This is a genomic window from Candidatus Sodalis endolongispinus (assembly GCF_018777395.1).
In the GTDB taxonomy this organism is placed as follows: domain Bacteria; phylum Pseudomonadota; class Gammaproteobacteria; order Enterobacterales; family Enterobacteriaceae; genus Sodalis_B; species Sodalis_B endolongispinus.
On record NZ_JAFJYC010000001.1, the window covers coordinates 48,698 to 74,919 of the forward strand.

The 26,222-nt window shown below is 57.8% G+C and carries 20 protein-coding genes, 1 tRNA gene and 6 pseudogenes; 18 read left to right on the forward strand and 9 right to left on the reverse strand.

The features are described from left to right. Positions 1–44 precede the first annotated feature (44 nt). The 5 genes and pseudogenes from endA to ruvX all read left to right on the forward strand — a co-directional run bounded on the left by endA (position 45) and on the right by ruvX (position 3,635). The gene (gene endA, locus JZM24_RS00240) at positions 45–749 is read left to right on the forward strand and encodes a deoxyribonuclease I (RefSeq protein WP_215668178.1); all 705 of its coding nucleotides are present in this window, start codon (positions 45–47) and stop codon (positions 747–749) included. Between the two features lie 96 nt (positions 750–845). Further along, a pseudogene (rsmE, locus tag JZM24_RS00245) lies at positions 846–1,564 on the forward strand (16S rRNA (uracil(1498)-N(3))-methyltransferase). An 11-nt stretch (positions 1,565–1,575) separates the two neighbouring features. Then, positions 1,576–2,532: a glutathione synthase gene (gene gshB / locus JZM24_RS00250; RefSeq protein ID WP_215668179.1), complete on the forward strand. Its 957-nt coding sequence runs from the start codon at positions 1,576–1,578 to the stop codon at positions 2,530–2,532. A 114-nt stretch (positions 2,533–2,646) separates the two neighbouring features. Next, the gene (locus JZM24_RS00255) at positions 2,647–3,210 is read left to right on the forward strand and encodes a YqgE/AlgH family protein (RefSeq protein ID WP_215668180.1); all 564 of its coding nucleotides are present in this window, start codon (positions 2,647–2,649) and stop codon (positions 3,208–3,210) included. After that, on the forward strand, positions 3,210–3,635 hold the full coding sequence (gene ruvX / locus JZM24_RS00260) for a Holliday junction resolvase RuvX (protein ID WP_215668181.1): 426 nt from the start codon (positions 3,210–3,212) through the stop codon (positions 3,633–3,635). The genes JZM24_RS00255 and ruvX overlap by 1 nt, the downstream gene beginning before the upstream one ends. Positions 3,636–3,925: 290 nt before the next feature. On the opposite strand, the gene rhaM is transcribed toward ruvX, so the two are convergent. The 4 genes and pseudogenes from rhaM to rhaB all read right to left on the reverse strand — a co-directional run bounded on the left by rhaM (position 3,926) and on the right by rhaB (position 7,749). Then, positions 3,926–4,240 (reverse strand): L-rhamnose mutarotase, encoded by a 315-nt coding sequence (rhaM, locus tag JZM24_RS00265; protein WP_215668182.1) that lies wholly within the window; start codon positions 4,238–4,240, stop codon positions 3,926–3,928. Positions 4,241–4,253: 13 nt separating this feature from the next. Beyond that, positions 4,254–5,087, reverse strand: a complete 834-nt coding sequence (gene rhaD, locus JZM24_RS00270; protein ID WP_215668183.1) for a rhamnulose-1-phosphate aldolase — start codon at positions 5,085–5,087, stop codon at positions 4,254–4,256. A gap of 12 nt (positions 5,088–5,099) precedes the next feature. Further along, a pseudogene (locus tag JZM24_RS00275) lies at positions 5,100–6,280 on the reverse strand (L-rhamnose isomerase). 11 nt (positions 6,281–6,291) lie between these two features. Continuing rightward, positions 6,292–7,749 carry a rhamnulokinase gene (rhaB, locus tag JZM24_RS00280; RefSeq protein WP_215668184.1) on the reverse strand — a complete coding sequence of 486 codons (1,458 nt, stop codon included), beginning with the start codon at positions 7,747–7,749 and terminating at the stop codon, positions 6,292–6,294. Between the two features lie 316 nt (positions 7,750–8,065). On the opposite strand from rhaB, the gene rhaS reads away from it, so the two are divergent. After that, complete coding sequence (gene rhaS / locus JZM24_RS00285) at positions 8,066–8,902, forward strand: HTH-type transcriptional activator RhaS (RefSeq protein WP_215668185.1); 837 nt, start codon at positions 8,066–8,068, stop codon at positions 8,900–8,902. A gap of 143 nt (positions 8,903–9,045) precedes the next feature. After that, positions 9,046–9,755 (forward strand): annotated as a pseudogene (locus tag JZM24_RS00290) (AraC family ligand binding domain-containing protein); the annotation flags it as partial. A gap of 44 nt (positions 9,756–9,799) precedes the next feature. On the opposite strand, the gene JZM24_RS00295 reads toward JZM24_RS00290, so the two are convergent. Both JZM24_RS00295 and JZM24_RS00300 read right to left on the reverse strand, forming a co-directional pair. Beyond that, positions 9,800–10,264 carry a hypothetical protein gene (locus JZM24_RS00295; RefSeq protein WP_215668186.1) on the reverse strand — a complete coding sequence of 155 codons (465 nt, stop codon included), beginning with the start codon at positions 10,262–10,264 and terminating at the stop codon, positions 9,800–9,802. A 68-nt stretch (positions 10,265–10,332) separates the two neighbouring features. After that, positions 10,333–11,262 carry a type IV pilus twitching motility protein PilT gene (locus tag JZM24_RS00300; protein WP_215668187.1) on the reverse strand — a complete coding sequence of 310 codons (930 nt, stop codon included), beginning with the start codon at positions 11,260–11,262 and terminating at the stop codon, positions 10,333–10,335. Between the two features lie 16 nt (positions 11,263–11,278). Here JZM24_RS00300 and JZM24_RS00305 point away from each other — a divergent pair, with 16 nt between their 5' ends. The 6 genes and pseudogenes from JZM24_RS00305 to hemW all read left to right on the forward strand — a co-directional run bounded on the left by JZM24_RS00305 (position 11,279) and on the right by hemW (position 15,499). Then, positions 11,279–11,974 (forward strand): YggS family pyridoxal phosphate-dependent enzyme, encoded by a 696-nt coding sequence (locus tag JZM24_RS00305; protein WP_215668188.1) that lies wholly within the window; start codon positions 11,279–11,281, stop codon positions 11,972–11,974. Between the two features lie 37 nt (positions 11,975–12,011). After that, complete coding sequence (gene proC, locus JZM24_RS00310) at positions 12,012–12,833, forward strand: pyrroline-5-carboxylate reductase (protein ID WP_215668189.1); 822 nt, start codon at positions 12,012–12,014, stop codon at positions 12,831–12,833. A gap of 52 nt (positions 12,834–12,885) precedes the next feature. Then, the gene (locus tag JZM24_RS00315) at positions 12,886–13,440 is read left to right on the forward strand and encodes a YggT family protein (RefSeq protein ID WP_215668190.1); all 555 of its coding nucleotides are present in this window, start codon (positions 12,886–12,888) and stop codon (positions 13,438–13,440) included. Continuing rightward, on the forward strand, positions 13,437–13,730 hold the full coding sequence (yggU, locus tag JZM24_RS00320) for a DUF167 family protein YggU (RefSeq protein WP_215668191.1): 294 nt from the start codon (positions 13,437–13,439) through the stop codon (positions 13,728–13,730). Before JZM24_RS00315 ends, yggU begins: the two co-directional genes overlap by 4 nt. A 60-nt stretch (positions 13,731–13,790) precedes the next feature. After that, positions 13,791–14,376, forward strand: a pseudogene (gene rdgB / locus JZM24_RS00325) (RdgB/HAM1 family non-canonical purine NTP pyrophosphatase). After that, on the forward strand, positions 14,369–15,499 hold the full coding sequence (hemW, locus tag JZM24_RS00330; protein WP_215669937.1) for a radical SAM family heme chaperone HemW: 1,131 nt from the start codon (positions 14,369–14,371) through the stop codon (positions 15,497–15,499). Before rdgB ends, hemW begins: the two are co-directional and overlap by 8 nt. 271 nt (positions 15,500–15,770) lie before the next feature. On the opposite strand, the pseudogene JZM24_RS00335 reads toward hemW, so the two are convergent. Together JZM24_RS00335 and trmB are read right to left on the reverse strand one after the other, a co-directional pair. Next, positions 15,771–16,387: pseudogene (locus tag JZM24_RS00335) on the reverse strand (DUF2884 family protein). A 56-nt stretch (positions 16,388–16,443) separates the two neighbouring features. After that, positions 16,444–17,163 carry a tRNA (guanosine(46)-N7)-methyltransferase TrmB gene (trmB, locus tag JZM24_RS00340; RefSeq protein WP_215668192.1) on the reverse strand — a complete coding sequence of 240 codons (720 nt, stop codon included), beginning with the start codon at positions 17,161–17,163 and terminating at the stop codon, positions 16,444–16,446. Positions 17,164–17,331: 168 nt separating this feature from the next. Between trmB and mutY the strand changes: the two genes are divergently transcribed. Genes mutY through mltC form a run of 3 tightly spaced genes read left to right on the forward strand, consistent with a single transcriptional unit; the run spans position 17,332 to position 19,826 of the window. Further along, complete coding sequence (gene mutY, locus JZM24_RS00345) at positions 17,332–18,423, forward strand: A/G-specific adenine glycosylase (RefSeq protein ID WP_215668193.1); 1,092 nt, start codon at positions 17,332–17,334, stop codon at positions 18,421–18,423. Then, positions 18,423–18,695, forward strand: coding sequence for an oxidative damage protection protein (locus JZM24_RS00350; protein WP_215669938.1), 273 nt, complete (start codon positions 18,423–18,425; stop codon positions 18,693–18,695). The genes mutY and JZM24_RS00350 overlap by 1 nt, the downstream gene beginning before the upstream one ends. Positions 18,696–18,752: 57 nt before the next feature. Then, entirely contained in the window at positions 18,753–19,826 is a 1,074-nt protein-coding gene (gene mltC, locus JZM24_RS00355) for a membrane-bound lytic murein transglycosylase MltC (RefSeq protein ID WP_215668194.1), read from the forward strand. A gap of 430 nt (positions 19,827–20,256) precedes the next feature. Here the strand turns inward: mltC and speC are convergent. Then, positions 20,257–22,334: pseudogene (speC, locus tag JZM24_RS00360) on the reverse strand (ornithine decarboxylase). A 656-nt stretch (positions 22,335–22,990) separates the two neighbouring features. Here speC and JZM24_RS00365 point away from each other — a divergent pair. Then, positions 22,991–23,063, forward strand: a tRNA-Phe gene (locus JZM24_RS00365). Positions 23,064–24,820: 1,757 nt separating this feature from the next. After that, positions 24,821–26,068, forward strand: a complete 1,248-nt coding sequence (locus JZM24_RS00370) for an HD-GYP domain-containing protein (protein ID WP_312884849.1) — start codon at positions 24,821–24,823, stop codon at positions 26,066–26,068. Positions 26,069–26,222: the final 154 nt, after the last annotated feature.

Consider the following 26,222-nt stretch of genomic DNA (forward strand, 5'->3'; position numbering starts at 1 on the left):
ACGCAATTAGGTAATCTGCGATTTTCCAAATTGAACACACTGATATGCTGCAGAAAATTTTCGGCCTGCTGGCCGTCGCCTTACTTACCTTTTCCTTTCCCGCCGCGGCCAAGGTGCATGAGATCACCAATTTTAACCAGGCAAAAGCGGCAGCGGTGAAAATCAATCGCGACGCGCCCGGTACTTTTTATTGTGGTTGCCGCATCAACTGGCAGGGCAAAAAGGGCATCCCGGATCTGGCGTCCTGCGGCTATCAGGTGCGTAAAAGCGAGCTGCGCGCCAACCGCATCGAATGGGAACATGTGGTAGCGGCTTGGGAATTCGGTCATCAGCGCCAATGCTGGCAAAACGGCGTGCGTAAAAACTGCGCCAAAGACCCGGTGTATCGGCAAATTGAAACTGACCTGCATAACTTGCAGCCCGCGATCGGCGAGGTCAATGGCGATCGCGGCAACTACCAGTACAGCCAGTGGCGCGGCGGAGGGGGTCAATACGGCCGCTGTGAAATGAAAATCGATTTCAAAAACAAGCAGGCTGAGCCGCCGGCCCGTGCCCGCGGCGCTATCGCCCGCACCTATTTCTACATGCGCGATCGTTATCAATTACGTCTTTCCCGGGCGCAGACCCAGCTGTTTGAGGTATGGGATCGTGCCTATCCGGTGACCGAATGGGAATGCAAGCGCAACCAGCGGATCGCCGCGGTTCAGGGCAACCCCAATCTATACGTTCAGCGGGCTTGCAGCCTTTAAAAGCGCTGCTCTACACTAGTATCGCTCCGCCGGCCGTTCCGGCAGGGGGCAAGCCCGCCGCAAGCGGCAAGACAACCAGGACTGAAACCACGTCTTATGCGAATACCTCGAATATATCATCCGGCACCGTTGGCCGTCGGCACCGTCCTCGCGCTGGGTGAGGAGGCTGCGCATCATGTGAGCCGGGTGCTGCGCATGACCGTCGACGCGCCGATAGCGCTGTTTGACGGCAGCAATCACGTGTTTGCGGCCCGGTTGACCCGGGTAGACAAAAAGGGCGTCGAGGCCACCGTGCTGGCCGCACAGAGGGAAGATCGCGAATCGCCGCTGCATCTGCATCTGGGACAGGTGATGTCACGCGGGGAGAAAATGGAATTCACCATCCAAAAATCCATCGAATTGGGGGTAAATGTGATCACCCCATTGTTTTCGGCGCGCTGTGGCGTCAAGCTGGAGGGCGAGCGGCTGGAGAAAAAGCTGCAGCAGTGGCGCAAAATCGCCATCGGGGCCTGTGAGCAGTGCGGCCGCAATCGCCTGGCGGAGAGATCCGCCCGGCGATGACACTCGAGGCTTGGTGTGCGGAGCAGGAAGCGGGGTTGAAACTTAATTTGCATCCCCGCGCCGAACAGAGCATTAATACTCTGCCGACGCACGGCATTCGTCTGCTGATTGGGCCTGAGGGCGGCCTGTCGGCGGAGGAGATTGCATTGACCGCCAATGATGGGTTTACCGATATTCTGCTGGGGCCACGGGTGCTACGCACTGAGACCACCGCCATCACCGCCCTGCAGGTGCGTTTCGGCGATTTGGGATAAAGGAGAAGACAATGATTAAGCTTGGCATCGTGATGGACCCGATTTCCACCATCAATATCAAAAAAGACAGCAGCTTCGCCATGCTGCTGGAAGCACAAAGCCGCGGCTACGAAATTCACTACATGGAGATGAGCTCCCTGTATCTGCGCGGCGTCGAGGCGCGGGCCTCCACCCGTTTGCTGTCGGTAAAGCAGGATTATGATGCCTGGTACAGTTTTAACGGCGAACAGGACATCAATCTGGGCGAACTGGATGTCATCTTAATGCGCAAGGATCCGCCTTTCGATACCGAATTTATTTATGCCACCTATATCCTGGAACGTGCGGAAGATGAAGGGGCGCTCATCGTCAACAAACCGCAGAGCCTGCGGGACTGTAACGAGAAACTGTTTACCGCCTGGTTCGCGCGCCATACGCCGGATACGCTGGTAAGCCGCCGGGACGATCACATCCGCGCTTTCTGGCGAGAGCACGGCGATATCATCCTGAAACCGTTGGACGGCATGGGCGGTACGTCGATTTTTCGCGTCAAGCAAGACGATCCCAACCTGACGGTCATTGTTGAAACCCTGACCGGTTACGGCCGTCACTTTTGCATGGCGCAAAATTATCTGCCGGCCATTAAGGACGGTGATAAGCGGGTGCTGGTGGTGGACGGCGAACCGGTCCCCTACTGCCTGGCGCGCATTCCCAAAAGCGGCGAAACCCGCGGCAATCTGGCGGCCGGCGGGCGCGGCGAGGCACGCCCGCTCAGCGACAGCGACTGGAAAATCGCCCGCGACGTGGCGCCGGTGCTGAAAAAGAAAGGGCTGATTTTTGTCGGTCTGGATATCATCGGCGATTGCCTGACCGAGATCAATGTCACCAGCCCCACCTGCGTGCGGGAAATCGAAGCTGCCTTCCCCGTTTCCATCACCTGTATGCTAATGGACGCCATTGAAAAACGTCTGGCGGCGCAACAACGCTGATGTGTGTGACGTGGCCGCAATCCGATTTCGCTTGCGGCCAGTGACTTATCCCCAGTTTGCCGCATACTGAACACCGTCTATTTTTTAAACTTACTGATGTTGCCTAATTAAAGCATGAATTTACAGCACCATTTTCTTATCGCCATGCCCTCGTTGCAGGATCCGTTATTCAAACGCTCGGTAGTCTACATCTGCGAGCACAACAGTGACGGCGCCATGGGTATCGTCATCAACAAGCCCGTCGAGCAGTTCACCGTGGAAAACGTGCTGCACAAGCTCAAGATCATGCCTGCCGACCGCGATCCGGCCATTCGGCTGGATAAACCGGTGTTCGCCGGCGGCCAGCTGGCGGATGACCGCGGCTTTATTCTGCACACGCCGCGCGACGGGTTCGGCTCCAGTATCGGCATCTCGCCGCAAACGATGATAACCACGTCCAAGGACGTGCTGGAGACGCTCGGCACCGCCGATCAGCCCGACGATGTGTTGGTGGCGCTGGGCTACTCCGGCTGGGAACAGGGGCAGCTGGAGCGCGAGCTAATGGAAAACGCCTGGCTTACCACCCCTGCCGACAGCGAGATCCTGTTCCATACCCCCATCGCCGCCCGCTGGCGCGAAGCGGCCAAGACCTTGGGCATCGATATTCACAATATCGCCAACCAGGCGGGTCATGCCTGATGGACGCCGCCAGCAGCATCATGGCGTTCGATTTTGGTACGCGTAGCATCGGCGTGGCTACTGGCCAGCGTATAACCTGTACCGCCCGGCCGCTGACGGCGTTTAAGGCCCGCGAGGGCGTACCTGACTGGCAACAGATCGAAAAATTACTAAATGAATGGCGGCCGGAAACGGTGGTGGTGGGTTTACCGCTAAATATGGACGGCAGCGAACAGCCGCTGACCGCCCGGGCACGCAAATTTGCCAACCGGCTGCACGGCCGCTTCGGCGTTCAGGTGGTGTTGCACGATGAGCGCCTCAGCACCGTCGAAGCCCGCGCGGGTCTGTTTGAGCGCGGCGGCTTTCGCGCGCTGGAGAAGGGCAAAGTCGACGCGGGGTCGGCGGTGATCATCCTGGAAAGCTGGCTCGAGCAGTTTCCCGAGTAACGCTTCGGCACCCTCGCCGCTCCGCCTGTGGCGCCATGGCCGACACCCCCGTCGCTCTACCTGTGGCGCCATCACCGACACCCTCGGCACTGCGCCTGTGGCGTAATGGCAGCCCCCCGTCACTCCACCTGTGGCGTCTTCAGCAACGCCCTCCCCGCTCCGCCTGCGGCGTCATGGCCGGCACAGGCGGCACGGCCACAGCTCGCAGCAGGGTGTCCCGGCCCGCAACAGTGGCGGTGTTATCACTGGCGGCAACGGCGCGTCCCTCCCGCCGCTGCCGTGGGACCGGCTTACTCCAGGTAAAACACCGGCCGCAGCGTCGCGCTGATGGGGCTGTTATCGGCGTTGGCGGGCATGACGTCGGTCATATGGCGCCACCAGCGCTGGCAAACCTCCGTCTCCGCCACCGCGTTCCAGCGCACTTCGGATTCCATCTCTACATAGGCGAACAGCAGATGGCGCTGTTCATCAAGAAAAATACTGTAGTGATGGGCGCCGTGCTGCTTTAGAGTCTGCGCCAGCTCAGGCCAGATCGAATTGTGCCGGCGTTCATACTCCTGATGCGCTTCGGGATTGACCTGCATAACAAAGGCTTTTCTTATCATTACATTTCCCCGTTCAACGCGACTCAACGTCCAGCGCCGCCGCCATCGGCGTCACGCCGAAACGCTCGCCGAGCGCGACGAGTTCAGCGCGGATGATGGTCTGCTTTTTGCCCACCATCGCGCGGACTTTCACCATCACCTCGGCGGATTTTTCCGCGGTATCGATCAGGCCGAAAGCGTCATCCAACGAGGGACCGCTGGAGAAAATACCGTGAAAAGGCCAGAGCACCAGCGAATGCGCGTGCATTTTTTCCGAGGTAGCGGCGCCAATACCGTCGGTGCCGGGGACCATCCAGGGAATGATGCCTACCCCGTCGGGGAACACCACCAGACATTCGGCGCTGCCTTCCCACAACTCGCGGGTAAAGCGGGCGGTATCCAGCTCCAGCACGTAGCTCAAGGCGATAAGGTTAGTGGCATGGCAGTGCATGATGTCCCGATCGCCGCCGTCCGTGACCTGCTTGCGCACGGCGTGGGACTGAAGGTGGGTGGCCAGCTCGGAGGTAGGCAATCCCCCCGCGATAAGCCCCCACAGAATACGGTAACCGGTGCCCTCCTCATTAAGTTGCAGCAGCGTCAAACTGTCGGCGGGCGAGAGCTGTACGTTGCGGAAAAACTTGCCGGAGCCGGTGACCAGAAAATAACTGCCGGCCAGCGCCGGCACCGGCGCAGATAACGTTTCGCTGCGCGGCTGCGGATTAAATTCCGCCCGGTAGGGCGCGACATCCTCGGGCGTCAGGCGCAGGCTTACGTTACCGCCGTTGCGCTCGTCCCAGCCTTTGAGCCACATATCGCTGGTCGCTTTGACCATGCCCTGTACGAACCAGGAAGAAAGTAATGATTTCATAATCAAATATCCTCAGCGTTGACGTAAAACGGATTGTTCATAGTCGCGCACCGACGACAGCCAATATCTGCCCACCGGTACGTGATGTTGTTGGCAATAGCGATCCCATACCGCCTGCCACGGCAGCGATTTTTGCTCCTCCAGCAGCGCCAGACGCGCCGTATAATCCCCCTCCAGCTCTAACCGGCGATGCGGTTTATGGAGGCATCAAAGAAATCCAGGCCGATATGAACCCGGCTAAACAATTTCTGCCGCACAATCTCATTGGCGATAGCCTGAGTTTCATCATCCAGCAGCACCACGTGATCGCTATCCCAGCGCACCGGCCGGCTAACGTGCAGTAGCAAACGCGGCACAAACAGGCTCACGCTTGAAATCTTGTCGGAGATGACTTCGGTGGGATGGAAATGACCGGCATCCATGCACAGCGCGGTCACGCGGCTGGTGGCGTAGGCAAGATAAAATTCCGCCTACCCGACGGTGTAGCTTTCCGCGCCAATACCAAATAATTTACTTTACACCGCGTCGATATGATGGCGTGGGTCCAATTTCCCCGCCAATACCGTATCAAGCGCCGCCATCAGCCGTTCACGCGGCCCCAGGCGATCGACGGTGAGATCTTTCATCCCGTCCGGGACCCAGATATTCATTACCGATGCCGTTCCCAGTTCGCGGCCGAAATAGGCAGAAATGCGACGACTTGCCTGGCAATGCTCAATCTAAAACTGGCGAATATTGTCATCGGCATGGGAAAGGGTAAAGCCATCGGCGCTTAACGGATGGGAAAAGCAGGTGGGATTAAAATCCAGTCCCAACTGGTGTTCCCGCGCCCAGGCGATCCAGCGGGCGAAATGCGCCGGCTCAATGGCGTTACGCGCCACCGGTTGCTCCGCCTCTAGGTAGATTGCGTGCAAATTGAGCCGCTTCGGTCCCGGAATCAGGCTGAACGCCTGCTCCAGATCGGCACGCAACTGCCGGGCGTTGGTCGCTTTGCCGGGATAATTGCCGGTAGCCTGGATCCACCCCGTCAGGGCGACGGAGGGATCCTCAAAGCCGGCGACATCGTCGCCCTGCCAGCAATGCATGGAAACGGGCAGCGTATCAAGCAGCGCCAGCGCCTGCTCCACGTTGACATCGATGTCGGCGTAGCGCTGCCTGGCCAATTGCCAGGCTTGTTCAAGGGATGAGTTCATAACAGGATTTCCTATTGCGTATGGCAAAGCGCCTGGAAGCGCTGCCAATGATGGGCAAAATCAGGTATCGGGCTGGGCTGGTAGTGCGCCAGCGGGAAACTGCGCGTTAAGATCCGGCGCCAGGCCGCGACATCCGCCACCTCGTTTAGCGCCATGAGCTGACATCCCACATAGCCAAGCGTCGACGCCTCCACTGGCCCAGCAGACACCGGCAACTGGCAGCAATCGGCGGTCAGTTGGTTGAGCCAGCGGTTTTGGCTGCCGCCGCCGACGATATGCAGCCGGGACGGGGAAATGCCGCGCAGCGCGCCCAGTTCGAGCAGCACCTGGCGATAGAGCATCGCCAGGCTGTCGAGAATGCAGCGCGCCAGCGCCGCGGCCTCTTGCGGTACCGGCTGCTGGCGCTCGCGGCACGCCTGGCGTATGGCCTCCACCATTGAGGGAGGGTTAATAAAGCGTTCATCGTTAGGATTTATCAGACTGGTAAAAGGCGGCGGGGTGGCGGCCGCTTCCAGCAGCGCCGGCAGTTCGGCTATCGCCAGCTCTTGCGTAATGCGGTTCAGCAGCCACAGGACCATAATGTTTTTCAACACCCGGTAGCGGCCGTCCACACCGCCTTCATTAGTGATATTCAACGCCAGCGCGCGACTATCGCTAATGGGGGTGCGACTCTCCACGCCCATGAGCGACCAGGTGCCGGAACTGAGGTAGACGCAGCTTTCGTCTTGCAGCGGCGAGGCGACCACCGCGCTGGCAGTATCGTGGTTCGCCACGGCGATGACCGGTATTCGCTGCCCGGAGGGACTGAACCAATAACCGGGCGTATTACCCGGTTGGCGTAGGGTCCCGAACCAGCTTCGGGGAAGCCCGAGATACGCCAGCAAGGTATGATCCCAGTCGCCCGTCGCCACATTAAGCAACTGCGTGGTGCTCGCGTTGGTATATTCCCAATTAAGCGCACCGGTTAGCAGGTAATGAAAATAATCTGGGATCAGCAGCAGGTGCGCGACCTTCGCCGCCTCCTGCGGCTGCCGCTGCCGCCAGGCTTTCAACTGATAGAGGGTGTTGAACGGCAGAAATTGGATCCCGGTGCGTCGGTAGATTTCTTCCCGGCCCAGATCGGCGCTTACCTGCGCCATGACGCCATCAGTGCGATGATCGCGGTAACTGACCGCCGGCTCCACGCGCTCACCCGCCTGGTCGAGCAGGACATAATCCACTCCCCAGGTATCGATGCCGATGCTGTCGATGATCGTGCCGGCGCGATCCAACTGACCGATACCGTCGAGGATCGACTGCTCCAGTCGATCCAGATCCCAACAATCCGCCCCTTGCTGCTGTACAAAGCCGTTAGCGAATCGGTGTACTTCCTTCAGGCTTATTTGCTGCGCGACGTCATCCCAGACCGCCTGCATGACTCGGCCGCTGGTGGCGCCCAGATCGACCGCTATCACATTTCGCACCGCCATAGTCCTTGTCCTCGTCACTACGCTGGCTGGCAGTGTAGGCAGGATCCGCAGGCGCCACCTTCCGGTGGCTGCCACCGGTTATCGCGGGCTGGCAAAATCGTCAAGTTGAATGTGAAGTCGATCACAAAAGCAATATTGCTCACCTTTAACAACCCGCCGCCGGGCTGCGCCTTGTGATCTTCTCCGCAAATTTGGTAACAGGTGGCAAAACCTTGAAAAAAAAACCGCAATGCAGCGTTTGACGGTCAGTAATTGAAGGCGGACGGCGTTATCGCGGCATAAGATAAGGTCCCTGTATCATGCTGAGGTGCCTGAAATGACGTTACTGTATGGTGATGATTTTTTTGTTTCCCCAGACGCTACGGTAGCCATCGAACCCCGCCTGCCGCAATGGGATTTTCCCGAGCATTATCACGATTTCTGGGAGATAGTGCTGGTGGAAAACGGATCGGGCATTCATGTCTTCAACGATCAGCCCCACACGCTGTGCAGCGGCACCGTCTGTTTTGTCCGCGCCGATGACCACCACCTGTTTGAAAGCGTGGATCGACTGAACATGATTAACGTGTTGTACCGCGCCCCCAACGGGTTTCGTTTTTTGCAGGATATCGCGCCGTTCCTGCCAGGCGAAGGGCCGGGGGAGCGACAGGTTCACTGGCAGGTCAATCACGCCTCGCTCCAGCAGGCTAAGCAATTGATTCACCGTCTCGACGCGCTGAGCGGTGATCTGTCGCCGGAGAATATCGCCGCCAGCGAAGGGCAATTTCTGCAGTTGCTAATCGTGCTGCGCCAGGGGTGTTTTCAGGCCCACAGCGACGGCAACCGCGATCAGCGCCTGCAAGACTTGTTACGCTGGCTACAGCACAACTTCAGCGACAATGTCGACTGGCTTACGCTCGCCGATCAATTTCAGTTACCGCTGCGCACCCTGCATAGTCAGCTAAAACAGCAAACCGGAATGACGCCCCAGCGCTATTTGAACCGGCTACGCCTGTTGGAGGCGCGTAAGCAGCTGAAACAGTCTGATAAAACGATTACGGAAATCGCGCACGCCTGCGGGTTTAGCGACAGTAATCACTTTTCCACGCAGTTCCGACGTGAATTCTCCCATTCGCCGAAAATGCTGCGCCAGGGGGATGCAGGGCTGCAATAGTCCCGGCACGGGGCGGGAGGACGCCGGGTCATACTCCCGCCTCGCCGCCCCGGAAATAAATGCGTTTTGCAACGATCATCAGATAATTATCTATAGAATTATGTCATTATTCCCCATTACCTTTGAGCTTAGGGGATAACGGCATGAATGGCCTTAAGCTGCACGTTTCCGATTATTTTTTGACGGATAAAACCGCAGTTACCGTCGCCGGCCGCAGCCCGCCTTTCCACAGCACTGCCACGAGTTTGACGAAATTGTCTTTGTCTGGCGCGGCAATGGTCTGCATACCCTCAATGATGTGCCCTACCCCATCACCTGCGGCGATGTCTTCTATATCAACGCCTGCGACCGCCACGGTTATGAGTCGGTCAACGATTTGGCCTTGGATAATGTGTTGTATCGCCGCGACCTGCTTACCTTGAACGTTAATTGGCAGGCGTTGCTCCCCGGCCGGGTAACGGGGCCTGAACAGCGCCAATATTGGCGCTTGAGTACCCACGGCATGGCGATTTTGCGCCAGAGCGTCGATGCGCTGTCTAAGGAATGTATGAAATCCGACACGCTGTCGCTGCTGTTGAGCGAAACCCTATTTTTGCAGTTGGCGCTCATGGCAAGACGTTTTCGTCACGCACCGTACAGCCCGTACATTTCCGACGCCGAACAACTCGATTTGCTTTTGATGGCATTGCGCGTCAATATCAGCGCGCCCTTCCGCCTGGAGGATTTTTGCCGCCAGTACGGTCTGAATGCCCGCACCCTGCGGGTGATGTTCAAACACCATACCGGCATGGGCATCCATCACTATTTGCGCCAGTTACGTCTGTGCAAGGCGATGGACCTGGCGGGCGTGGACTGCGGCGGCTGGCCGGAATGGCCGCCGCCGGCAGACGACGGGGCTTAATCTTTTTGGATCACCAGCTCAAAATACATATTGGTCACGTCAGCATCGTCATCAGGTCCACCCTGCTCGGTCACCGAGACAATTTTCCAGCCGTCCTGCGCCAGCGCTGGGATGGTTTTACTGCCGGCGTCAGGGCAGTTAAAAACAACGCTGTCTGATAATTCATGACTGCCTGGGCCTTTGCTGAGGTCAATTTTCATGGTGGAGGAATGACAAACATGGGCCTGACCGGCAACGCCGGCAAACGGCGTCACCAGACACGCCGCGGCTATAAGCAATGGCTTGATGTTCATTTTGTACCAGTTCCTTGTTGTGAAGCGCGATAGCGCTACCCTTCCCACAGCGCTATAAAGCGCCTGGGACAGCAGCAGCATACGAAACGGCATGACAAGAGGCAAAACAATCCTTGGCAAAATGGCTAATAACAAAGCAAACCACGGCGGCACGGCCCCCAGCGGCACGGCGCCGTGATGGCGTCTCGTGATACCCGCAACAAGTAAAACAATAAGGCTGGATAGCGCGATTTATTTCAGGACATCGCGGGCGAAGGCCGGTTTCCCGCGCGCCGACAGCCCGGCAGCAGTCCCTGCAGCAGATGGGTTTTCCCCTCGCGTATCAAATGACGTACCGCGGGAGTCATGGTCAGCAGCTCAAACAGCCCCATCCGCCCTCCCGCAGGGCGACGCACCAGCTGCTGCGCCATGACCCCCAGCAGAATGCCGGCGAGCAACATGCGGGCAAAATGCTGCTGAGCCGCGGGAAAGGCATCCACCAGCCTGTCAACCGCCTGGCTGGCGCTGCGGGCGTGCAGCGTGCACAGCAAAAGATGGCCGGTCTCGGCGGCGGTGAGCGCCAGCGCAATACTTGCGCAATCGCGCAGCTCGCCGAGCAGGATAACGTCGGGATCCTCGCGCAGGGCGGCGCGCAGCCCCTGACGGAAGCCGCTGCAGTGGCGCCCGATTTCCCGCTGGTGAATCAGGCAGAGCCTGGAGGCGTGCAGGTGTTCGATGGGATCCTCAAGGGTAATGATATGCAGCGACCGGCTGTCGTTGAGGTGGTTCACCATCGCCGCCAGCGAACTGGATTTCCCGCTGACCGCCGGGCCGGTCACCAGCACCAGTCCCCGCGGCTGCGACAGCAGCTCCACCGCCGCCTCCGGCAGCCCCAGATCCGCCATGCATGGCGGCCGGGAGGGAATAATCCGCAGGCTTACGGCCAGACCGCCCTGTTGCAAAAAAAAGTGGGCGCGCAGACGCTGGCCGCCGCGCGCAAGCAAACGTCGCTGGCGGGCGTCAAGATAGCGCCGGGCGCAGTCGGCGATAGCGCCCTCGGTCAAGGCCAGCGCTTCCAGCGGCCGCAGCAGACCATCCACGCGAATTATCGGCGGCCGGCCGGGACAAAGGTGCAGATCGGAGGCATTATGCTTTACACTATGGCCCACCAGATTATCCAATTCCATATGACCTCCTGAAACCATGAGCATTATCGAGCAAAATCTACAGCGCGTTCATCGGCAAATCCGCACGGCTGCGCAGGATTGCGGCCGCGATCCCCGGCAGATTACCTTGCTCGCCGTCAGTAAAACCAAACCTGTGACGGCGATCGAAGCCGCCATCGAAGCCGGTCAGCGGGCCTTCGGGGAAAATTATGTGCAAGAGGGCGTGGAAAAAATCGGCTGGTTCCGTGAGCGGCCAGAGGGCGCCGGTCTTATCTGGCACTTTATCGGTCCGTTGCAGTCCAATAAAAGCCGGTCGGTCGCGGAAAATTTCGACTGGTGCCATACCCTGGACCGCCCGCAATTGGCCCGGCGGTTGAACGATCAGCGGCCGGTGGAACGGCTGCCGCTCAACGTGCTGATTCAAATCAACATTAGCGGCGAAGCCACCAAAGCCGGTATCGCGCCCGAGGAGATGTTGACGCTGGCGGCGCTGGTCACCGAGTGCCCGCGCCTGCGGTTGCGCGGTCTGATGGCGATACCGGCGCCGGAAAGCGATTTCCAGCGCCAGTTGGCGGTCTTCAAGCGCGTGTCCGCCCTGTATGAGGCCTTACAACGCGTTCACCCCGGCGTAGATACGTTATCGCTGGGCATGACGGACGATATGCCGGCGGCCATCGCCGCCGGCAGTACGCTGGTGCGGATTGGCACCGCGATTTTCGGCGCCAGAGAATAAGCTCCCGTCGTCACCAGACAGCTTAACGAGGAATAGCATGCAACAGCGTAACATCAATTTTATCGGCGCCGGCAATATGGCGCAGGCCATCATCGCCGGACTGGTGGATAACGGTTATCCCGCGCATTTGATTACGGTTTGCGCCCACTCCGCCACCCACCGCGACGCGCTGGCCGAGCGCTACGGCGTGCAAAGCAGCGGCGATAATCTGCGCGGCGTGCGCGCGGCGGATGTGGTGATAATGGCGGTCAAGCCGCAGCTTATCGCCCAGGTCTGCGACACCCTGCGCGGGGAGATAGATTTTTCTGGCAAACTGGTGCTTTCCATTGCCGCAGGTGTTACCGTGAGCCGGTTTTATGCGCTGCTGGGCGAAAATATCGCCATTGTGCGAGTGATGCCAAATACCCCCTGTCTGTTGGGCCAAGGGATGAGCGGCCTGTACGCGCCGCCGCAGACCCGCGAGGAGGACAGGGCCTTCAGCGCCCAGTTAATGGGCGCGGTGGGAAAACTATGCTGGCTAGAGCAGGAAAGCGATATCAACGGCGTGATCGCCGCCGCCGGCAGTGCGCCGGCCTATTTTTTCCTGTTTATGGAAGCCATGCAGCAGCAGGCGCAGGCGATGGGTTTTGATGAAAGCACCGCCCGCACCCTGGTGCTGCAAGCCGCCGCCGTGGCCGCCGCGCTGGCCGCGGAGGCGGGGGATATCCCCTTTGCCACACTGCGGCAAAATGTGACCTCGAAAGGAGGCACCACCGCTGCGGCGTTGCAGGTTTTCGAGCAGCAGCAGTTGCCCCGTACCGTCGCCAGCGCCATGCAAGCGGCGGTCGCGCGCGCCGAAGAGATGGAAAAATTATTTTGAGTATTGTCGCCGACGCGGCGCTTGTTAACCTGATTAAGGACATTACCTTCTTATGCTGACGCTGACGTTTTTGGTCAAAACGCTTATCGATCTCTATATTATGGTGCTGCTGCTGCGCATCTGGATGCAGTGGACGCGCTGCGACTTTTATAATCCTTTTTCGCAATTTATCGTCAAAATCACCCAACCAGTGATCGGGCCGCTGCGCCGGGTTATTCCCGCCCTTGGGCCGCTGGACACCGCCTCGCTGCTGTTGGCATTTATTCTAGCGATGATCAAATTCCCGCTGCTGACGCTGATTGAGATGCATGTCCTGATCCTCGATCCCATTTACGTGCTGGTCGGCCTGCTGGCGCTGTTGAAAGCGGCCGGGGAACTGGTGTTCTGGGTGGTGATTATCCGCTCACTGCTTAGCTGGGTCAGCCAGGGACGCAGCCCAATGGACGCGGTACTTTATCAATTAAGCGAACCGCTGATGTACCCTATCCACCGCATTTTGCCGGCCATGGGCGGCATCGATTTTTCGGCGATAATCGTGATCCTTATCCTGTACGCCCTGAATTATCTTGGCATGGATTTGTTCCCGGGAATTTGGTATCGCCTGTGATCGGCGTTTGGCGCGAGGGCGACGCGCTGGTGCTGCGGCTGTATATTCAGCCCATGGCCAGCCGCGACCATATCGCCGTCGCCCACGGCGATGAAATCAAGGTCGCCATCACGGCGCCGCCGGTGGATGGCCAGGCGAACAGCCATTTGATTCGTTTCCTGGCGAAAGAATTTGGTGTGGCAAAGAGCCGGGTGATCCTTGAAAAAGGGGAACTGGGGCGCCATAAACAGCTCAGAATCGACCAGCCCCGGCAGTTGCCCGAGGTCATTGCACGACTGCTGGACGCCTGACCCTCCTGAATAAATGCCCGCGGTGACACCGTGCGGCGCACGATAATGATGGTTATTCCTATGCAAAAAGTAGTCCTGGCCACCGGCAACGCCGGTAAAGTACGCGAACTCGCCGGCGCGCTGGCGGATTTCGGCATGGAGATAGTGGCGCAGAGCGCGCTGGGTGTAACATCGGTGGAAGAAACCGGTCTGACGTTTATTGAAAACGCGCTGATAAAGGCCCGTCACACGGCCCGGGTCACCGGCTTGCCGGCCATCGCCGATGATTCAGGCTTAGCGGTGGATGCGCTTGCCGGCGCACCGGGCATTTACTCGGCCCGTTATGCGGGCGAGCAGGCCAGCGACCGGCAGAATCTGGACAAGCTGCTGGCGGCGCTGGCCTCGGTACCGGACGGCCAGCGCGCCGCGCAATTCCATTGCGTATTGGTCTATCTGCGCCATGCCGACGATCCGACGCCGCTGGTGTGCCATGGCAGCTGGGCCGGCATCATCGCCCTCCGGCGCCGGCGGTTTCGGCTACGATCCCGTCTTCCTGCTGCCTGAACAAGGCCGCACCGCCGCCATGCTCAGCGCGCAAGAAAAGCAGGCGCTTTCCCACCGCGGCCGGGCGCTGGCTGGCCTGCTGTATGCGCTGCGCCATGCCTAATTTGCCGCCGCTCATCCTGTACCTGCATATTCCCTGGTGTGTGCAAAAATGCCCTTACTGCGATTTCAATTCCCATGCGCTAAAGGGCGAAGTGCCGCATCAGGAATATGTCGATCATCTGCTGGCGGATTTGGATCATGACCTACCGCTGACATCGGGTCGCACCGTCAACACCATATTTATCGGCGGCGGCACCCCCAGTCTGCTTTCGGCCAGCGCCATGCAGTCGCTGCTTGACGGCGTCCGCCAGCGTCTGCCGCTGGCGCCGGACGCCGAAATTACCATGGAAGCCAATCCTGGCACGGTCGAGGCGGATCGTTTCTCGGGCTACCAGTTGGCGGGGATCAACCGTATTTCCATCGGCGTACAAAGCTTTGCGGCGGATAAGCTTGCCCGCCTTGGCCGCATCCATGGCGCGGAGGAGGCCCGACGCGCGGCGCGGCTGGCGGCGTCACTGGGCCTGCGCAGTTTTAATCTTGATTTGATGCACGGCCTGCCGGATCAGTCGCTTGCGGGCGCGCTTGATGATTTGACCGAGGCGATTGCCCTGGCGCCGCCGCATCTCTCCTGGTATCAATTGACCATCGAGCCGAATACGTTATTTGGCTCGCGGCCGCCGGCGCTGCCGGATGATGATGCGCTTTGGGACATCTACCAGCGCGGCGACTCGCTGCTGAAGGCGGCGGGTTACCGCCAGTATGAAACCTCCGCCTACGCCCGTCCCGGCTTCCAGTGCCGCCATAATCTCAACTATTGGCGCTTTGGCGATTACCTTGGCATCGGCTGCGGCGCCCACGGCAAGCTGACCCAGCCGGACGTCGCGGTATTACGCACGGTGAAAACCCGCCATCCGCGCGGTTATATGCAGGGCAATTATCTGGCTAAACGCTATCCGGTGGCGCCGGCTGAGTTACCGTTTGAATATTTCATGAACCGTTTCAGGTTACTGGAAGCGGCGCCGCGCGCCGAGTTCACCGCCTTCACCGGGCTGACGGAAGACGCGGTGCGCCCCGCGCTGGAGCGCGCGCTGGCCGGCGAGTATATCACCGAGAGCGCCAGCCACTGGCAGGTGACAGAGAAAGGAAAATTATTCCTCAACTCGCTGCTGGAGCTGTTTATGTAAGGCGCGGATGCCATGCAGGCGGTGAGCGCGTTGGCCATAATCGTAGTGCCTATCGCCACGCGCCCGGGCTCATCGCCTGTCTTCTCACTGGCCGCCCACTCCAGGCCCCGCAGCTCACGTCGGCACCTCAGGCTTTATCTCGCGCTGCGGCAAGGTTCTATTCGGCGGCACCTGAGGCGTTAGCCGCGCTGCGGTAAGGTTCAATTCGGCGGCACCTGAGGCGTTAGCCGCACTTCGGCAAGGTTCAATTTGTCAGCTTCACCAACGCCGTTCAGGGCAGCGCCTTGACCAGATCGCGGCGCTGCTGCTCAAGGGCGGTTACCCGCTGGCAGACATCCCGCCCGAATTGCTGGAAATCCTGTTCCTGATTATTCCATTCCGTCTGTAGCGCCTGTTGCAGGCCGCCCACGCCGCCCATGCTCTGTTCCACAATATGACGGCCGTCCTGCTCTACCTGACTCACGGCCTGATGATGGAAAGTGAGGCCGTCGCTGCGATACTCGATAATACGGTTCATCTGCTGCTTAAGCTGACTGTCCAGGGTGGTCAGCCGATTGCGCACATTACTGTCGCGGCCGAGCTGCTGCACGATAATCCTATCCAGCGCCTGACGGCCTTTTTCCAGGTGCGCACGGGCGCCCTCGTCAATCCAGGGTAGATCCCGCCGCAGGGCGCTCTGATAAGCCTGGGCCTGCTGGCGCTGTCCGGCGTCCCGTCACGCTGAACCTCCCCCGCCGGGGTGATGGTCAAGGTGCCGCTTTGGCCTATCACCTGCACCGTTTGCGGCGCAATGATAATGTCGTCCTGGGGTTTGACCGGGCACTGATACTCCGCCTGCGCCTGCCAGGCGGTCATGAGCAATAATCCGAGCATTGCTTTGCGCAACATACCTTCTCCTGATGATGACCTGCGTGAAGAAAACGAGGATTGCTCCTGCCTATGGCTCAGACCGTTTTGGCAAACATTAAATCCCAAACGCCATGACCTAATCGCTGACCGCGCTGTTCAAATTTGGTTAACGGGCAGCTCGCCGGCCGCGGCACATAGTCGCCTATTGAGGATAGATTACGGAAAAACGCGGCATCGGACATCACCGCCAACATATGTTCGGCATAAGGTTGCCAATCGGTCGCCATATGTAAAACACCGCCGGCGGCGAGTTTGCGTCCGACCAGCTCGACAAACGGCGCCTGTATGATACGGCGTTTATTGTGCCGCGCCTTATGCCAAGGATCAGGGAAAAACAGCTGCACCAGCGCCAAAGACGCATCCGGGATCATCTGCTCCAGCACTTCCACCGCATCGTGACACATGACACGCAAGTTGCTGACGCCCGCTTCCTGCGCGCTGGCAAGGCAGGCGCCGACGCCCGGCAAGTGCACCTCGATTCCGATAAAATTCTGCTCGGGATGCGCCGCCGCCATGGTCACCAGTGACGCCCCCATGCCAAAACCAATCTCCAGCGTCACCGGCGCGGCGCGGCCGAACAGCGCAGTAAGGTCGAGCGGCTGCGCCTGATAGTCCGTTCCCATTGCCGGCCAAAGCGTATCCAGCGCATGCTGCTGCCCCTTGGTCAGACGGCCCTGACGCCGGACAAAACTACGGATCCGCCGCAGCGCGCGTCCCTGTTCGTCGAATTCGGGGGAAATGACATTGTTGCTCATAAAGTTCCGCAATGTGAAAGTGGTTGGCAAACGCGCATTATGCAAAGATAGCGCTGTTTAGCAAGCGCGCAACAGAGGAAAGTTCCTGTTTACAGGTTGTTCGCACTATGCTGCAATCGCGCACTAGGATAATGATGCGGATTTTCGCCCACAGGTAATGATTTCACAATGACGCAAGCGCCACAGTTCGCGCAACTCGTGCTGGATTGGTACCAGCGGTTCGGCCGCAAAACGCTGCCCTGGCAGTTGGAAAAAACGCCGTACAAGGTCTGGTTATCGGAGGTCATGCTGCAACAAACGCAGGTGATGACCGTCATCCCCTATTTTCAACGCTTCATGGCCAAATTCCCTACCGTCTGCCAACTCGCGGCGGCGCCGCTGGATGAAGTGTTGCATTTATGGACCGGCCTGGGCTATTACGCCCATGCACGTAATCTGCATAAAGCGGCCCAGCTTATTAGCGAGCGGCACGACGGCGAATTTCCAGAAGACTTTGACGCCATTTGCGCCCTGCCCGGCATTGGCCGCTCCACCGCAGGCGCCATATTGTCGCTGGCGCTGGACAGGCACTATCCTATTCTTGACGGTAACGTCAAACGGGTGCTCGCCCGCTATTATGCCATTGCCGGCTGGCCCGGGAAAAAAGAGTCGGAGCAGCGTCTGTGGCGGCACAGTGAACAGGTCACCCCGGCGCAGGGGGTAGCACAATTCAATCAGGCCATGATGGATCTGGGGGCGATGGTGTGCACCCGCTCGCGGCCGAAATGCGAGCTTTGCCCGCTGCACTTAGGCTGCCAAGCCTACGCCACCCATAGCTGGGCCAGCTATCCGGGCAAAAAACCGAAGCAGATCCTGCCGGAAAAAACCGCCTGGTTTCTGCTGCTGCAGGATGGCAACCGCGTGTGGCTTGAGCAACGCCCGGCGGCAGGTTTGTGGGGCGGGCTGTTTTGTTTCCCGCAGTTTGCCGACCCGCAGGCGCTGTCGCTCTGGCTGACCGAGCGCGGTTTGCCGGACGGCCACCTTGAACAAATGACGGCGTTTCGCCATACCTTCAGCCATTTCCATCTGGATATTGTGCCGATGTGGCAACAGGTCGGCACAACGAAACGCTGCATGGATGAAGGCAGCGGACTCTGGTATAACTTAGCCCAGCCGCCGGCGGTCGGACTGGCGGCGCCGGTCGAGCGTTTACTAAGCCAACTACGTCAGCCTCGACAAGCTGCTTTATTGCCAGCGGCTGCCAACAAAGAGGAAGAATGATGAGCAGAACGATTTACTGTACTTTTTTAAAACGTGAAGCCGAAGGGAAGGATTTCCAGTTTTACCCAGGGGAACTGGGAAAACGTATTTTTGACAACATTTCTAAAGAAGCCTGGGCGCAATGGCAGACCAAGCAAACGATGCTAATAAACGAAAAAAAACTCAGCATGATGAATGTCGCCGATCGTAAGGTGCTGGAGCAGGAGATGATCAATTTCCTGTTTGAAGGTCAGGATGTGCATATCCATGGGTATACCCCGCCGAGCGAATAACGCCTTTTCGGGGTGCCTGGCGCCCCGGAAATTTCCAGTCCTGACACGTCCCGTAACATGAAGAAAATATTACCTTTAGTGATCATTGCCCCGTTATTGATCTCCTGTTCCAGCAGTAAAAACAATGCCGAAAATGAAGCCTACATAAAAGACACTAACGGTTTCGATATTTTGATGGGGCAGTTCGCCCACAACATTGAAAATCTTTGGGGGCTGAATGAAGTTCTGATTGCCGGGCCGAAAGACTACGTAAAATACACCGATCAATACGAAACCCGCAGCCACATCAATTTTGATGCCGGAACCATTACCGTCGAAACCATCGCTGGCGACAACCCCAGCGCGCATTTGCGCCAGGCCATCATCAGTACGCTATTAATGGGTAACGATCCCGGCACGATCGATCTGTACTCGGATGCGGACGATATTCCTATCAGCAAAGATCCTTTCCTCTATGGTCAGGTGCTGGATAATAACGGTGAGCCGATCCGCTGGGAGTGGCGCGCCGCCCATTTTGCCGATTATTTGCTGCAAACCCGCTTACAAACCCGCACCACCGGCCTGCGGCAAATTTGGTCCATCACTATTCAGCTGGTGCCGAACCATGTGGACAAACGCGCCCATAAATACCTTGGCATGGTGCGCAAAGCTTCGCAGCAGTATGGCGTTGATCAATCGCTGATCCTGGCGATTATGCAGACGGAATCGAGCTTCAACCCCTATGCGGTGAGCCACGCCGACGCGCTGGGTCTCATGCAGGTGGTGCAGCACAGCGCTGGACGCGACGTGTTTAAAATGAAAGGCAAATGGGGCCAGCCGAGCCGCAGCTACCTGTTCGATCCGGAAAATAATATCGATACCGGCACCGCCTATCTGGCGATGCTGCAAAACAGCTATTTGGGCGGCATCGTCAATCCGACATCGCGGCGTTATGCGGTGATCACCGCCTATAACGGCGGCGCCGGCAGCGTGCTGCTGGTGTTCTCGCGCGATCAAAACCGGGCGTTCCAGATAATTAACGGCATGCCGCCGGATCAGGTTTATCAAACGCTGTCCACGCAGCATCCGTCGGCGGAATCGCGTCGCTACTTGTATAAAGTGAATAATCTGCAAAAGAACTACCGGCGCTGACGGCGGCGGACGACATCGGCGCGCGCGGCGCGCTGATGTCGCCACCACCACGCCCTAGGCCATAACGCAAGAGGGTGCCGCGACCATGGCCGGCAGTAATGCGATAATTGCGCGCGCTGCGCGCCGATATCGCCACCACCCCTCCCTAGGCCATAACGCGAGAGAGTGCCGCGACCGTGGCCGGCAACAGTGCGATAATTGCGCGCGCTGCGCGACGGTATCACCACCTCAACGCCCTATGTCCAAGCGCGTGAGGGTTCCGCGATCATGGCTGGCATAAGTGCGACAATGCCTGCGCGGCGCACATATGTCGCCACCTCAAATGCCCCAGGTCCAAGCGCGGGAGGCACAATCCACCATGGCCGGCAAAGCGGCAGCCATGGCGCGCGTGCCGTCGCGGCAGTAAACGGCATGCGGCTAACCGTAGCCGTCAGCGGCAGACCACATGGCCATACAGCCGCCGGGTGCCGCAGTCATCTTGCTGGACATACACCCCTTGCAGCTACGGCTGGAAGCCGGGCAGCAGGTTCAATTCCTCTTCCTACGCCAGGAAATAGCGCCACGCCGGCCCGCCCCAGACCTCGCCGGGCACAACGCACAGCACCCCCGGCCGGCGGATAAGGCAACGCCACCTCGGCGGCAATACGTCCCTCTGCCCTGGACAGAGGAACCAGCTCTATCTCGCCGCGCAGAAAAGCCCTATTAGCCTCCTGCGGGTTTAGCGCCATACGCGGCAGATGGGGCTGGCGAAACATATCCTGCTGTAGATGCTTGGCGTCAAAACTGACATACAAGTCATGCATTTCCTGACACAAACGGCGCAGGGTATAGTCTTGATAACGCCAGGGGTATTTCTCGCAAATGCTGGGCAACACCGCTGTTAGCGGCGCATCTTGCTCAATATAGCGTTCAAACTGCTTGAGCACCTCCACCAGCCGGCGCATCTTCGCCGCATCTTCGGCGGGGGTGAGCAGGAACAGGATGGAATTAAGATCGCATTTCTCCGGCACAATGCCGTTCTCGCGCAAATAGGTCGCCAGAATCGTGGCCGGAATACCAAATGCAGTATAGCGTCCGCTGGCGGCGTCGATTCCCGGCGTGGTCAGCAGCAGTTTACAGGGATCGACAAAATACTGATCGCGGGTATAGCCATCAAAGCCATGCCAGCGATCGCCGGGAACAAAATTGAAGAAGCGCTTTTCATGCGCCATGTCCTCGGTGGCATGATCCTGCCAGCGCCGGCCGTCAACGTAGTCCGGCACGAACGGCTTAATGAGGCGGCACTCCGCCAAAAGCTGCTTGCGGGTCTCAATACCCAGTTTGACGCACGCCATCCACATCCGCCGGCCGCTGGCCCCTTCGTGGATCTTGGCGTTGATCTCAATGGCCGCGAACAACGGATAAAACGGGCTGGTGGACGCATGCAGCATATAGGCATTGTTAAACCGCTTATGATTGCAGAACCGTTTTTGCCCTTTGATATGGATGTCTTTTTTATGAATCTGCGAAGTTTGCGAAAACCCCGCCTGCTGTTTGTGCACCGATTGGGTGACAAAGATCCCCGGATCGTTCTCATTTAAATCCAGCAACAGCGGCGAACATTGCTCCATCATGGGGATAAACTGCTCATACCCCACCCAGGCGGAGTCAAACAGGATGTAATCGCACAGGTGGCCAATTTTATCCACCACCTGCCTGGCGTTATAGATGGTGCCATCATAAGTACCCAGCTGGATCACCGCCAAACGGAACGGCCGCGCATCGCCCGCCCGCTGCGGCGCAACCTCTGCCACCCGCTGGCGCAGGTAGGCATCGTCGAAGCAATGGGCATCAATGCCGCCAATCAAGCCGAACGGATTGCGCGCCGTTTCCAGATACACTGGGGTGGCGCCGGCCTGCAACAGCGCGCCATGGTGCACCGACTTGTGATTATTACGGTCAAAGAGCACCAGATCGCCGCGGGTCAGCAAAGCATTGGTCACGACTTTATTAGCCGAAGAGGTCCCGTTAAGCACAAAGTAGGTTTTATCGGCGTTGAACACCTTGGCGGAAAACATTTTCGCCGAAGAAATCATAAAACGCCCGCCCGGCGGGGTGCTTGCGAAAGAATTGCCCGCCCTGATGCCCCGGACAGGCGAAGGTACTGTTGCCCATGGCGACATAGCGCGTCAGCGTATCGAAAAACGGCGGCAGCAGCGCCTGCTGATAGCCATCCGCGGCCGCTTCCAACCGCGCGGCCGCGGGGGCCGCATCATCAAGCCACAGCGGTTCGACGCCGGCCTGCAGCGCGACACCGTCGTCGCGGCGTGCGACGTCAACGCCGACGAATGCCGGAATGGAAAAACAGGTATTGCGCAGCACGGCCAGCACGCCCGACCGGGCATCCTCAACGGAAACAACCAGCGCGGCCACATCCGTGAAATCGGTCTGGTCCAGCGGCACTATCGCGCGCGGAGTGTGCAGACGATCGGCCAGCGTGGTGCTGGCGGCTATTTTTAACAAAGTCATATCACCGATGCCCTAAGGTAAGGATGAGTCGATGTGCCTGAGCACGCAATGGGAGAGCAAACGCGTCCCGCACCCGATGCCGGCCGTACTTTCCCGAAAAAGGAAAGCGCAACTTAATGGAGAGACTGGAATCAGCAGCAGCCAATAGACATCAGTAAAAGCAGAGCCGGACGTCTGTTCTTACTAATGCCTAACAGTGAGCCTAAGAGCCCTCACCGCATGGTGATGACGGACGAATACGCGCGGTAGAGAAAATGCGGGCAGGATATCCGCATCACTGGACAAGGCTGCCCCGTGACCAGACGCGGCGACAGTGCTGAATGCATAGCGGCGGCCTCCTGTGATCCTCTGCGTAATAAGAAGTGATAAAAAATTTGCGCAATAATTGCATGTTTCCCCGCCGGGTTCAAGAAAAAACCCCCCAAGCGCGATAACGCGCCATCTTATTAACTTTATGATAATTAAGTTAATAGTTATATTTAGTTAAATTATGAAATAACTAAATATTACCTCGCCCCTTTGCCGGCAGCCTGCCCTCGCCGGCAAATGGGCACCTTGGACGCCCTCGCGGCTGCCTGAAAACGCAGCAAACGCACCGCGTAGATAAATTAGGCGTTGACGCCATGCGATCAATACGGTTTAATATGCGCCCCGTTGCCAGGATAGCTCAGTCGGTAGAGCAGGGGATTGAAGATCCCCGTGTCCTTGGTTCGATTCCGAGTCCGGGCACCCTCTTCTCGTCATCCCTTATACCTTTCTACAGCATTAATATTCAAGCAGTTAGTCGATAACCCCCCATAACGCTTTTTGTTTTATTTTCCCGTATCCGGCGAAAAGGTAAACCAATGACGTTACCGGGCAAGCGCATCAGCATCTGATCAACCTAATGTGCTTGAGGGCGTAGATGTTTTTGGTCGCCTTATTCACCGACTGGCGCCGTGTCGCCGGTGATAAGCCAACCCCCCCTCACCCCATGCGCTAAAACATTTGTCGCAACCCCAGCAGAATTGACAGCGAAAACAGTCGGTGGCGTATCCTTATGGAACTGGCGTTGATCCCTGCGGTTTCTTGCAACCCGTACTGGGCTCTTTTCGCTGGGCCGTGTTAAACCTGCGGGCGCGGTGTATCCCCGGCCCTCACCGCATAAGCCGTAGATGACGATGTTTAAATTTGGCGCACAGATGAAAGAGGAACATCCAGTATTGCTGACACAGCAGACCTGCATTTTTTAAACCAGATTTCAGTGAGTTATGGCCTGACGATATTGGGTTTGCCCGGTGGATATGCGTCGAATGCATTGAATGCGTTAAAGGCGTTGAATACCATGTATACGTGGGGCGGGGCCGATCAATGTCAACTTCATTAATACTCATTACGGATAAAACCAAGTTGAGAAAAGCGTACTGAGGCACCGACAACGATAAATAGAAGCGGCGAGATGTAAAAATAGCGAGGTCGGTTCCAAGTTAGCCATAATTACTCTCCCCAATGACACATCAGTCAATTATCTAACTGGGTAGGGTGGTATGATGGTCGGCAGCCGCAATTGCAAAAAGCTTACAACATCCATAGGAACCTGATTATAAACTGATAACACGATTAGTGTAATCTTAGCATTAACTTTTTTCGATTACTCTACAGGGGGCTGCATAGTGTTAAGGAGGTTTTAATCAGCGACAATCATGTGACAACGCATTTCTATAGAAAATTATTTTTTTGCAAACCACCCTAAATAGTTTCCAGGTTCAACTGATTAACGGTCTTGATTATGGAATTTACCATCGGCACTCCTTTGACATATGTACTTTTAGCATTATTTTTTGACATTACTAATAGCAAAACAACAAATAAGGCATTCTATTTATTAATATTTGTACCCTTTCTATCTAATATCTATATTTATCTCTGGGAGAAAGGTTGTAATTTCTCTTCTATCACAAAGAATGAAATAAATAGTTTTCTTTATTCATCATTTGTTACCATACTCATTGCAATAATTGCATTTTTAATATATCGTTTTATCAAGAATAGGAAATGATCTATGCTCAATTGTTCAAAAGCCGGATTGGCGCCAGGGTACGTCGCGGCGTAGTGAGGACTGGAATTGTTCATGCCATCTCCTGAGCAAATCAGGCTTTGCCCTGTTTTCGTTATCGGATAGGTTTCGCTTCAGAGGTACAAGCCACTGCGTTGTAGGATGACGTCAGTGTTGACGAAGGCCGGCCGATTCGCCATAACGGCATGGTATTACGTGAGAGTAATCATAAAATAGGCCGGAAAAATGCTTCACATAGTGAAGCATAGCCGCTAAACGCTTGCCGGGGCGGTTCAAGGTGAAGATGGGAACAGGCGATGCCGCGGTCTCCGCTTCCCCGTCAGGACCTTGATAGCCCGGGCGAAAAAAAGGGGCGATTTTGCGCCCAAAGGCTAAAGTTTCGCCGCGCCGTGCCGATAATGACTAAAGCCCTCTTTTCTGGAGAGAGACAGTGATCAAGCGTTTAGGCGTCAACGCGCTGCGGCTGGGCATCATGTATGTCCAGCGGCTGGAGCTTTCGCGCCACAGTTCCACCACGTTGCGCGACGGTTTTCTGCTGACCACCTCAGCACAAATTACCGCCATTCATCGCGTCGGTATCAAACACGTCTGGATTGACGAGTTGAAAGGCGTGCGCGCCGTTAACGCCCGGCCTTGGTTCGGCCAGTTGCCCGGACTCTCCGCGCCGCCCGCAAGCGCTGCCGACGACGGCATCGACAGCGCGCTGGAAAACGCCCGTCAAATCTGCCTGGACGGCACGCTGCAGATGAAACAAATCTTCAGCGACGCGCGGCTGGGTAAAATCCTTGATCCCCTGGAGACCCTGCCTCTGGTGGAAAGCGTGATCCGCTCCATTGAAGACAACCCGACCGTCCTGCTGGGTATGGCGCAGCTGAAAACGCAGGATAACTATACCTATCAGCATTCAGTGGCGGTATGCGCGCTGATGATTGCGCTCTGCCTGCAATATCGTCTGCCGCAGGAAACGCTGCAATTTCTGGGCATGGGGGGCCTGTTACACGATTTGGGCAAAGCGCTGATCCCGGCGTCGATATTGAACAAGCCCGGCCGGCTCACCGTCGCGGAGTCGGCGATAATCAAACAGCACCCGCTGCTCGGTGTCGCCATGCTGGATCCCGACACCACACCGCCCGCCATACGGGATATTCTGCTGCACCATCATGAGAAAATCGACGGCGGCGGTTACCCCTTTGGTCTGCGCGATACGGCTATCTCCCGCTATGCGCGTATGGCCGCCGTGTGCGATGTCTACGATGCCTTAACCTCCAGCCGCAGCTACAAAGCCGCCTGGAATCCCGCCGCCGCCATCCGCAATATGGCCACCTGGAAAGGGCATTTCGATCAGTCGGTGTTTTTTACCTTCGTCAAGGCAGTGGGCATTTATCCGGTGGTTTCCGTGGTGCGCCTGGCCTCCGAACATTTGGCGGTGGTGACGGAAGCGAGCGGCGCATCGCTGCTGCATCCCAAAGTACGCGTCTTTTTTTCCCTGCTCACGAACGAGCCGGTGCCGGCGCGCAATCTGGATTTGGCGATACCAAGCATCGGCGACAGTATCGCCGGCCCTGACGCGGCGCTTGGCTGGAGCAGCACCGGGTTTCCCGGACCGGAGGTCTCTTTAAGCAGGAACGGCGCCGGCTACGCGCCGCAGCGACAACAAGAGCGGGAATGGGAAGGCTGACTGCCAGCGCGGGCGATGGCAGTCAAGCGGCGGGCTCACCGCCGGTGGCGGGTTAGCCCACGCGGGTTGCCTCTGTCGCAGACGTGCCGGCAAAACAGCGCCCTGGCCGCGGGCGCATCGTTGGGTGGCGGTGTGGTGGAGGGCGCGCCGGCGT